6 protein-coding genes are annotated in these 10,504 nt (G+C 61.2%); 2 read left to right on the top strand and 4 right to left on the bottom strand.

The window, feature by feature from the left end:
- Positions 1-97: 97 nt before the first annotated feature.
- Positions 98-460, bottom strand: a complete 363-nt coding sequence (locus tag EXQ56_14235) for an RNA-binding protein (protein ID MSO21581.1) — start codon at positions 458-460, stop codon at positions 98-100.
- Positions 461-755: 295 nt separating this feature from the next.
- On the bottom strand, positions 756-2,759 hold the full coding sequence (locus EXQ56_14230) for an AMP-dependent synthetase (protein MSO21580.1): 2,004 nt from the start codon (positions 2,757-2,759) through the stop codon (positions 756-758).
- A 239-nt stretch (positions 2,760-2,998) separates the two neighbouring features.
- Between EXQ56_14230 and EXQ56_14225 the strand changes: the two genes are divergently transcribed.
- Together EXQ56_14225 and EXQ56_14220 are read left to right on the top strand one after the other, a co-directional pair.
- A complete protein-coding gene (locus EXQ56_14225) occupies positions 2,999-3,238 on the top strand; it encodes a type II toxin-antitoxin system Phd/YefM family antitoxin (GenBank protein ID MSO21579.1) in 240 nt (79 codons plus the stop codon).
- 1,110 nt (positions 3,239-4,348) lie between these two features.
- Positions 4,349-5,113, top strand: coding sequence for a hypothetical protein (locus EXQ56_14220; GenBank protein ID MSO21578.1), 765 nt, complete (start codon positions 4,349-4,351; stop codon positions 5,111-5,113).
- A gap of 131 nt (positions 5,114-5,244) precedes the next feature.
- On the opposite strand, the gene ftsZ is transcribed toward EXQ56_14220, so the two are convergent.
- Positions 5,245-6,621 carry a cell division protein FtsZ gene (gene ftsZ, locus EXQ56_14215; GenBank protein ID MSO21577.1) on the bottom strand — a complete coding sequence of 459 codons (1,377 nt, stop codon included), beginning with the start codon at positions 6,619-6,621 and terminating at the stop codon, positions 5,245-5,247.
- A gap of 1,060 nt (positions 6,622-7,681) precedes the next feature.
- Positions 7,682-8,344, bottom strand: coding sequence for a tail fiber domain-containing protein (locus EXQ56_14210; protein ID MSO21576.1), 663 nt, complete (start codon positions 8,342-8,344; stop codon positions 7,682-7,684).
- Between the last annotated feature and the right edge of the window lie 2,160 nt (positions 8,345-10,504).

Here is a 10,504-nt window from a genome sequence, read left to right as displayed (position 1 = left end):
GGTTGCGGCACACACCTCCCTCGCCCAATTCCGTGCTACTCACGCCGCTGGATTGGGATTCTAAATGGTTATTTATAGATAAAGTTAGTGCGTGATGCTACCAGCGCGGCTCGCGCGGCCCACCGTACCCGCCACCACCGCCATACCCACCACTGTCTCGGCCACCGCGTCCACCACCGCCGAAGCCGCCGCCACCGCCTCCTTCGCGCGGTCGGGCCTCAGAGATATTCAAAGGGCGACCCTCGAAGTTGGTGCCGTTCAGCGCGGCAACAGCTTTGGTCGCCGCCTCATCGTCTTCCATCTCCACGAACGCGAAGCCGCGCGGTTTGCCCGTCTCGCGATCCGTGATGATGCTGACACGCGCCACTGCGCCGAAGGGCTCGAACAGACTGCTCAGACCCTGCGTCATATCGCCTTCCGCCATGCGGAAAGGCAGGTTTCCCACGAACAGATTCTTCATCGATCACCTTGTAGTTTTGATGTCCATACCCTGCGGGCGGAACCGCCTCCGGATAGGGAGAGGAAACCGGCGGCAACGCGAGCAGACCCGATACGGCAGGCAAACGCAGCTAGCGGTTGTATCGACCGGCAAACCTCACGGCGCTAATATACCATCGAACATAAAATAGCAAAGAAAAAATAAAGGAAGAAGTTAGAAGATAGAAGTTAGAAGTTAGAAGTAAAAAACCAAAGCTCGGCCCGCGAGTTCTATTCTAACTTCTGACTTCTAACTCCTATCTCCTAACTTCTGTCTTCTATCTTCTGACTTTCTTTATCTCCTCGATCGCCGCTGGGTTTTCCAGTGACGTGATGTCTCCTAGCGACTCACCCAGATACGCTGCCCGCACGACGCGGCGCATCACTTTGGCATTGCGCGTCTTGGGCAGATCGTTGACGAAGAGAATTTCACGCGGCTTCAGCGGCTTGCCGAGCGCCTCAATCACGCGCGCACGAAGCGCTTCCCGCAACGCATCGCTCGGCTCGTGGCCTGCGCGTAGCACGCAGAAACAAAGCACGTCCTGACCCTTCAGCGGATCGGGTACGCCAATGCACGCCGCTTCGGCCACTGCGGGATGACCTACGAGAATTGTTTCTACCTCCGCCGGGCCAAGCCGCTTGCCGGCCACCTTGATCGTGTCATCGGAGCGGCCCAGGATATACCACAGGCCATCCGCATCAATCGCCGCCCAGTCGCCATGCACCCAGATGCCGGGGAAGCGCGACCAATAGGTCTCGAAATATCGCTCAGGAGCCTTCCAGAAACCGCGCGTCATGCCGATCCACGGGCGGCGAATCACCAGCTCGCCCACCGCGCCGCGTAGCGAGCGGCCCTGATCATCCACCACATCGGCGGCCATGCCCGGCACCGCGCCGGAAAATGACGCCGGCTTCATCGGCAGCAGCATGTTGCCGCCCAGGATGCCGCCGGATGTCTCCGTGCCGCCGGAATAATTGATGATGGGCAGACGCCCGCCGCCCACCACGCGGAAGAACCAGTTCCACGGCTCGGTGTTCCACGGCTCGCCGGTCGAGCCGAGCACGCGCAGTGACGAAACATCGTGCCGCCGCACCGGCTCTTCGCCGTGTCCCATCAGCCCGCGCACCAGCGTCGGCGAGATGCCCAGCACGCTGATCTTGTGGCGCTCGACCATATTCCACAGGCGCCCCGCGCCTAGGCTCCACACGCGATCCGCGCCCGGCTGGCCTGTCTCCTTATGATTCGATGTCGGTGAGTAGTCCGGCGCACCGTCGTAGAAGACCATCGTCGCGCCGATCAGCGCGGTGCCGAAGATCAGCCACGGCCCCATCATCCAGCCGAGATCGGTGACCCAATAAACCGTGTCGTCAGGACCAACGTCGAGACAGTGCACCAAATCCTGCGCGGCCTTGATGGGAAATCCGCAATGCGTGTGCAGCGCGCCCTTGGGCTGCCCGGTAGTGCCCGAAGTGTAAATGATCATCAGCGGATCTTCGGCGGAAGTGTCCTCGGTCGCGCTAAGTTGAGACGGGTATTCACGCGCGGCCAGGTCGTGCCACCAGTGATCGCGGCCCGCCGTCATCGGAATATTAGCAATGTCTGCGCTTGTCCGATGAAATACGATCTGGTGCTGAAGCGCGCACGCGCCCGCAGCGTCCTTAGTACCGGGCTGCGCCACCGCCAGCGCAATCGCCTGATCGGCGACAGGTTTCATCGCCACGCGCTGCCCGCGCCGGTAGAAACCGTCGGCGGTGAACATGGCCTTCGCGCCCGACGAGCGCAGCCGCGACGCCACGGCCTCGGCGCCATAGCCCGAGAACAGCGGCAGAATGATCGCGCCGATCTTCGCGATGGCCAGCAGCGCCACGGCGATCTCCACCGTCATGGGCATGAAGATGGCCACCACGTCGCCCTTGCCCACGCCAAGCGAGCGCAGCGCCGCCGCCATCTGCGAGACCTGCGCGTTCAACTCACCGTAGCTCAGTGCGCGAGTCGCGCCCTCCTCACCCTCCCAGCGCACTGCAATATGTCCTGCGCGGCTTCCCTGCGGTGGAGCCGCCCCGGCGGCGGTCCACTTGTCGAGACAGTTATCGACAATGTTCATGCGCCCGCCGATGCACCACTGGGCCCACGGCTCGCCGCGCGAGAGGTCCACCACTTTGTCGTAAGGCACGCGGAAGCGAATGTCGAGATCAGCGATCACCGCGTTCCAGAACCACGCGATGTCCTCAGTCGAGCGCCGCATCAGCTCATCAAACGTGGCGATGCCATGCCGGCGCATGAACGCCGCCAGCCGGCTCCCCTCGGCCTGCTCGCGCGAAGGCCGCCAGACAATCTCCCCGCCAAAATCCCACTGTGGTTCCATATCCGTTCAGTGCCGCGCGCGTCAGCCAGCGGACCACCCTCCCCTTCCGAGCAACAAGTGACGAGTGTAAAGCAATTCCCCCCGCCGGGATGTCAGAAAGGTTTCTTGCGGATTGGGCTGTTGCGAATGGATTTGCGTTGGGGGATAATCGCGATATGGTACGAGTCAATTTAGAGGAAATACAACAGAATCTCCTCGCCTATCTTCTGCGAGTCGAAGCGGGCGAATCCCTCCTTATTGTGCGCGCCGGACAACCCGTGGCGGAAATCAAGCCCGTCGAAGGACGCACCCAAACATTACGCCCATTTGGGTTATCCTCAGGCGAGTTTACAGTCCCAGAGGACTTTGACGCGCTGCTTCCCGAAGACATCCTGCAGGCGTTTGAGAGCAAATGAGGCTTCTGCTGGATACCCACATCTTCCTTTGGTTCATCACTGGGGATGCCCGGTTGCCAGCGGACTGGCGCGCAAGCAAAGCGCCTAACAGGGGAATGCACTCAACCACTTGGGAAAAACGGTGGCAAACATCCCGCCGGTCCCCGTGTTCCTCAGCAAATCCGGGGAGGCTGAGCCGCTGAACGAGCGTGCCCTGGCGATTTGCGAGTAACTTGAAAGGAATGCTCTATGGAATGCCCACATTGCGGCTTGATCAACCCGGACGTAGTTCAGCGATGCGATTGTGGATATGATTTTGATCTGAAAAGAGTCGCCAACCCACCACATCAACTGACAGATTTCTCGCAGAAGCCTCTCAGTCTTCTTGGCAAGTTCAGACGGCGGATTTGGATTTTTGTTATCTTGGCGGCTGTCGTTGCGGTGGCTGTCTTTGTTCGGGGCGTGCTCACAAACCCTATGCGGGCGGGACAGACAAGTTGCCCCGGCATCTTACGGACATTGCACACGGTTGAGGTTACGTTCGCTTCCACATACCAGGGGGGCTTCACTGATGGCTTACACAGGCTGGGTCCACCGCCGAGCGGTAACCCCAATGTGGACCATGCAGACCTAGTTTTCCCCGTCTACGCTGGTCGCGGTCCCGGCGGTACAAATTTCGGGTTTGAGAAAGCTGGCTGTAAGTTTACCTACACACCCGGCAAAAGACACTTTGGGAGCATCCCTACTTACACCATAACAGCCGAGCAAGTGGAATTCGAACACGGAAGAAAGAACTTTTTCATTGACGAAACCGGAGTCATCCGGGGGACCATCGAGAACCGTACCGCAACGGCCAAAGATCCCCCCTTGTACGGGACGGGAAAGGGGAGACCCTTACCTGGTCGTTCTTTTTGACTCCAATCGCCCGATCTCAACCAAGTGCATTCAGGCGTAACGGGATCCGCGCACGAGGCTTTCGCGCACCAGCATTTTCAGCAGGGGCTGGTAGCCGATGCCCTGGCGTTCCGCGATCTTGCGGGCCGGTGCGAGATCGCATTGCGGCAGGCGGCGGGCGGTCTACAGGCTGTTCTTGTTGATTAGAAAATTCCCACTGCGCGTGCGAGGTATCAGATGAGCCTATCGAACAATTCGGCAAGTGTACTCAATGAGGGCGGCGCGGCGCGCGCACCCAAAAGACTTCTGGATTTCGCGCAGAGCGGGCCGTACTTCGCCGCGCTGTTGTTGGTCGCGCTGGTGGCCTTCTGGCCCTCGTATCTCTCGCTGGGGTTCGGCGCGAGCAGCGCCTACATCCATCTTCATGCCACCACGGCGACGCTGTGGATATTAATGCTGATCGCGCAGCCCACGCTGATTCGCGCGCGGCGCATGGACATCCACCGCATTCTCGGCCGCTTCTCGCAGGGGCTGGCAGCAGTCGTCCTGATGAGCGTGGTGTTCCTGGCGCATAGCCGGATCAAGGGGCTGGAAGGCGAGGCCTACGGTCGCCAGACCTACATCCTCTATCTGCAAGCGTCCATCGCGTTTCTATTTTCGTTGTCCTACGTCATGGCGCTGGTTACACGCCGCAGCGCCGCGCTGCACGCGCGCTTCATGGTCTGCACCGGCATGACGCTGCTGGATCCCATCGTCATTCGTCTGATGTTCTGGGCCAATCCGACGCCGACGTGGAACTACCAGTGGTTCACCTTCGGCCTCACTGATTCCGTGTTTCTCGCGCTCATCTTTCTGGAGCGCGACCGGCCAACAGGTCGCCAGGTGTTCCCCGCGATATTGGGAGTGTTCATGCTGATGCAAGTCCCAGCGCTGTTCGGATTGACCAACACGCCGTTATGGCAAGCCTTCGCACGCTGGTTCGCCGCGCTGCCGCTGACGTAGTTCTCTGAACTGACGACGTATCTCTCCGAGCTAACACAGGATGTTTGTATATCAGGGAAAAGCCCACGGCGAGACGTGCGTTCACCGTGGCTACCAATTCAAACCCACTTAGCGGAATAAAGGTCGCAGCGCTAGCGCATCGATGTGTTGCTGCGCTGGCGGAGGAATGCGGGAATCTCCAGATCATCGCGCCGTGGCGCGGGTGCGGCGGCTGTCTGCGGAGCGGGCGTGGGCGCTGATGAAGGCGTGATGCCTTGCCACACCGTCGGCTCCTTGCTGGCTTGACGTGCAGGGTCGCTCTGCGCGTAACTGGCGGCTCGCGCGACCGGCGCATAGTTGCGATCCGCGGGAGCGTACGCCGCTACGGGCGACGCTACGGGAGCGGCGTACGCAGGCACTGACTCGGCGTATGTCGGCCTGCCCACTAGCGCGGATACGGGAATGGACGGGACGCCCTGAAATCCAGATTGCGCGACCTCTTCCTGACGGCGGCGCGGGCGCACTCCCTCCGGCTTGAAGCCGGTGGCGATGATGGTGATCTTCACGTGGTCCTTCATGGACTCGTCGAGCACCGCGCCGAAGATAATGTTGGCGTCCTCGTGCGCCGCCTGATGGATAATGCTGGACGCCGCGTTCACTTCCTGCAATCCCAAATTGCTCGACCCGGTGATGTTGATCAGGATGCCGCGCGCGCCGTTGATGGAGGCATCCTCCAGCAGCGGTGAGGAGATGGCCATCTGCGCCGCTTCGGCGGCGCGATTCGGGCCGCTGGCAATGGCGCTGCCCATCACCGCGTAGCCCATGCCGTGCATGATGGTCTTCACGTCGGCGAAGTCGCGGTTGATGATACCGGGTATGAGAATGATGTCGCTGATGCCTTGCACGGCCTGGCGCAGCACGTCGTCGGCGAGGCGGAAAGCATCGAAGAAGCCGGTGTTCTTCTCCATCTGGAGCAGGCGTTCATTGGGGATGGTGATGATGGTGTCGACGCTCTCGGCCAGCTCGGCGAGGCCGGCCTCGGCCTGCTGCTGGCGGCGGCGTCCTTCAAACTGAAATGGCTTGGTGACGACGGCAACCGTGAGAGCCCCGAGTTCACTGGCCAGCGACGCCACGATCGGCGCCGCACCGGTGCCGGTGCCGCCGCCGAGTCCCGTGGTTACAAAAACCATGTCAGCGCCTTCGAGCGCCTCGATCAACTTGTCGGTGTCTTCCAGCGCCGCGCGCCGCCCGATCTCCGGGTCCGCGCCCGCGCCGAGTCCCTGCGTGAGCTTGGCGCCGATCTGAATTTTCACCTGCGCCTGGGAGTGTTGCAGCGCTTGCTGATCCGTGTTGGCGACGATGTACTGGACCCCGTGCAAGCCCGCGTCAATCATGCGATTGACCGCGTTGCAGCCGCCTCCGCCCACGCCCACCACCTTGATGCGCGCGCCGTTGCGCGGCTCGTCATCAATGGAAAACCGCAGCGCGCTTTTGCCCGCACCCTCTTCCGAACCCAGGCCAAATGTCATAGCGATCCCGCCCCCAAAAAATCAGTGGAATGCATTAACGATATGCCAGAGCGCGGAAAATATTAGCGGGATTTTGACACCCGCCCCGCTTTGTCTCTTTTGCGGCACGGGGAGGTACGAGGTTGGGGACTCGCGGTTCGGGAAACTTGGACGTCCTTGGCGCGATCAGAATTTCGATGAAAGCGATTACCCGTTCGCAGGTAAAAATTGGACCGAAACTCGCGTTCAAACGCCGCAACAAAATTTGCGGAATTCGCGGTCCTGCCCAAAGTGCAAACGTTCACGGTTCTGACCACTCTGACCAGATTGACAAACTGGGGATTCGGGGTTGGGGTTTCGGGGTTGAGGATTGGGGGTTCGGGGGGAACTTCAGATCAACTTTCCCGCCGCTTCGCACCTGTCTCGCGCGTCAAATAATCCAAATCGACCAACTTGACCAAATTCTCGGAGCGCCAACCTGACCACTCTGCCCACAAATCCCACAGCATCCAAATTTTCCAACTAATCAGCATGCGCGGCAGCGCCCAAAGATTCCAAATTTCCCCCATTGACTAACGCCCACTCCCCGCGCGGTAAACGGTGTCGCGTGACAGTGCCGCGATGGAACATCCCAGCCTGCCCCGGCCTGCCGTGGGCGCGCGGCTCTGTGACTGCTCACCGCCATTGCTCACCTGCACGCCCAGTCGCTGTGCGGATCAGCACTGGTAGCCACGGTGAGCGGTTTTCTCACCGTGGGCTTTTCCCGCGCGGGCCATTCTTAAACTGAATCACGGACCAATTCCACCAGCCAAGATCAAAAGCCCACTCAGAAAGAAGACGCGGCGTATGGAATGCGGGATCTAAAATCCGCCAGCGCAGTTCGCTCTCATCGTTCGCTTCCGCAACGAGTACGCCGCAGATTGAGCGAACAGAGCCGCGACCGTCAGGGAGCGGTGGTTGGTTTTCCCACACGGCAGGGATTTACCTGCCTAAGAAACGATCTGCCTGCAGAAGAAAACCAGCCACCGCTGGCTCACGCGGGCGGCGCTGCCGCGTCGCGGGCGCAGCTCTGTTTTCGTCCCTACTGCCGATTCCCCGCCTTTGACACCTGCACACCCAGGCGTTGCTCGATGATGCCCTTTAATTGCTCAATCTCCATCTGCTGGGCGTCAGCTCGGGCCTTCAACGCGTCGTTCTCCGTCTTCAGCTCCTTGATGGCCTGGATGGAATAAAGCGGCAGTTGCGAGTAGTTGACCGCCTTGTAGCCCTGTTCGTCGGTGACCACCATCTCCGGCAGCACCTGCTCCACTTCCTGCGCGATCAGCCCGAAGCTGCGCGCCGGGCCGAAGTGCTTCTCAGGAAACTCCTCGGCGCGCCAGTTATACGTTACCGGCCGCAACGCCGCTATCTTCGCGAGCGAGGCCGTCAACGGCTCGATGTTCTTCTTGTATCGTATATCGGATATGCAAACTCCTCCGATCACCACCGCGGCGTCTCCGATACATCCGTTTACGCGGATGTTCCCCGCCACATGCAAGCGCTCGACGGGGGCCGCGGTCCCGATCCCCACGTTGCCGCCGGACAGGATGGCCATCTGGTTCACGTTGTTTTCGCGAAAGACCATAGCGCCCCCGGTGACACGGTTCAGGTAGAGCGAGGGGCCATCCCCCATGACGTTGTAGTTGAGGCAGCCGCTGGGAGCATTGAGGAAGGTGATGCCGACAAATGGCGCGCCGCAGCCCATGTTGCCGATGTTGATATTGCCATCCCCCCCCCGTTGACGGTCAAACGGCTGACCGGGCTCGCCGTGCCGATGCCGACACTGCCGGAAGCCTTCACGGTGAATATTTCAGTACCAGCACTGTTCTGGGCGGCCAAACTGGTTCCGCTGGCGTTGTTGTTCCAAAACATTCCCCCGTAGCCGCTGGCGCTGAAGCTCTGGCCGTAGACGCCGTAGGTGGTCCCGCTGCCGGCGGTGTTCGTTATGCTAAGGGCAATCCCGGAGCCGGTGCTGACACTCTGAGCCGCAGTGAAGCTGTTGGCCGCCCCCAGTTGGGCGTAGCGACCGTCGCCATAAGTTTGATCAAAGCTGAGAGTGCCGGTGGTGGTGATGGGACTGCCGGGTGACGCGCTCAGGCCCGTGCCCGCCGTAATGCTCGTGACGCTGCCGCCACCGGCGGGCCACGTTGTTTTGCAGTCGCCCGCGATGCACAGCCCGCCCGAGGCATTGATCTGTCCGCCCTGCACGTCCAGCCTATAACCTGGATTGAACACGCCGAGGCCCACCCGGCCCGCGGTGTCAATGACCAGCGGTACGCTGAACCCGCCTCTTTCTATGTAAAATTGCCCATTGGTCAGACCAAATCCGTTTCCCGTGCCGCCCACACCCTGCCTCCACAGGACTCCGTCGCCATTCTGGATATCCACCAGCGCGGTGCGGTCCCCGGAGGTAGCGTTGTTGCGGAAGCGCCCTACCAGGAAACCCGATCCGACCACGTCGAGCGGCGCCCCTGGCGTGGCCGTCCCGATGCCCACATTCACTACAGAAATTGCGTTGTTGACCCCGTTGATGCTGCCCAGCACCAGCGCGTTGTTGGCCGAGACCACCGCGTTAGCGCCAATGGCAGTGGCGTTCTGAAGACTCGATGCGCTCGGAACTCCCGGCCCGGAGAAAGTTCCAATGAACGTATTATTGGAGCCACTGGTGTTGGCGTTTGCGGAAACAAGGCTGACACCGGATAGGTATCCCAATGCCGAGTTATTACCGCCGGTGCTGTTGGAGTTGAGCGCACTAGTGCCGCTGGCCGTGTTTTCGGAGCCGGTGCTGTTGGTGTTGAGCGCTTTCCAACCCAGAGCTGCGTTCCCTGTGCCGATAGTATTGCCATTCAAGGAGAAGTACCCTACGGCCGTATTGGCGCTCGCATTCCCAGTCTGCAGGGATCGCGCTCCCACCGCGGTGTTCTCCGTGCCAGCCGTGTTTCCCAACAGCGAGTTATGACCCACGGCCACGTTGTTGCTCCCGCTCGTATTCGTACCCATGCTGCCGCCGCCCAGCGCCACGTTGAATGCGCCACCGATGTTGTCATCCAACGCTGTCGTTCCGACCGCCGTGTTTTCGGCGCCTGTCGTGTTGGCCAGCATGGCTCCATGTCCCAGCGCGGTATTGCCACCCCCAGTGGTGTTGGCAGCCAACGTATTAGCGCCTAACCCAATGTTATTCCCGCCACTCACCGCAGGATTGCCTGCGTTGGGCCCGACAAACGTATTTCCCGCGCCTCCTCCGGAATGGAGGAACGGGCTACCCCCCAGCGTGATCACGCCACTCGTACCGCCAGCGGCAGTGACGGGCAGGGCCAGATTGCCGCCAGTGATCGCCAGGTTGCCGGTGATGCTCTGCGCGCCGGTGAAGCTGTTGGCCCCCAGCGTGGCCGCCGTGCCTGCGATCTTGGTAGGATCAATCGCCGCCGCCGCGTTGATGTCGGCGTTGACGATGGTTGCGTCCACAATTTCAGATGACGCGATGCAGGGCGCGGGGCAGATGACATCTGTCGCCGCTCCACCGCCGCCGGGCAGGTTGGTCAGCAGTGAGCCGTCGCCGATGAACTTGCCGCCGCCACTCACTCGGATGTCGCCGCCACTCACTTCCAACTTACTCGTGGGCGCGGGCGTGCCGATGCCCATGTTACCAGCCGTGTCGATGGTTATCCGCTCCTGGCCCGCTGTCGAGTCAATCAGCCGCCAACGTCCGTTCAGCGTTGACGCGGTGTCGCCGGTTTGGAATAGCCAACTCCGCCCGCCTGCGCCGGTGGCCGCAAAGTTGATTTGCGCGTCCCCGCTGGTGGCCTCCACACGCAGCGCCGCCTGGCCCGGCGCGGCCACGTGCAGCGCCGACAATGGCGTCGCC

It is taken from the genome of Acidobacteriota bacterium (genome assembly GCA_009691245.1).
Taxonomy (GTDB): Bacteria; Acidobacteriota; Terriglobia; order 2-12-FULL-54-10; family 2-12-FULL-54-10; genus SHUM01.
This window is presented reverse-complemented; position numbering and strand designations above follow the sequence as displayed.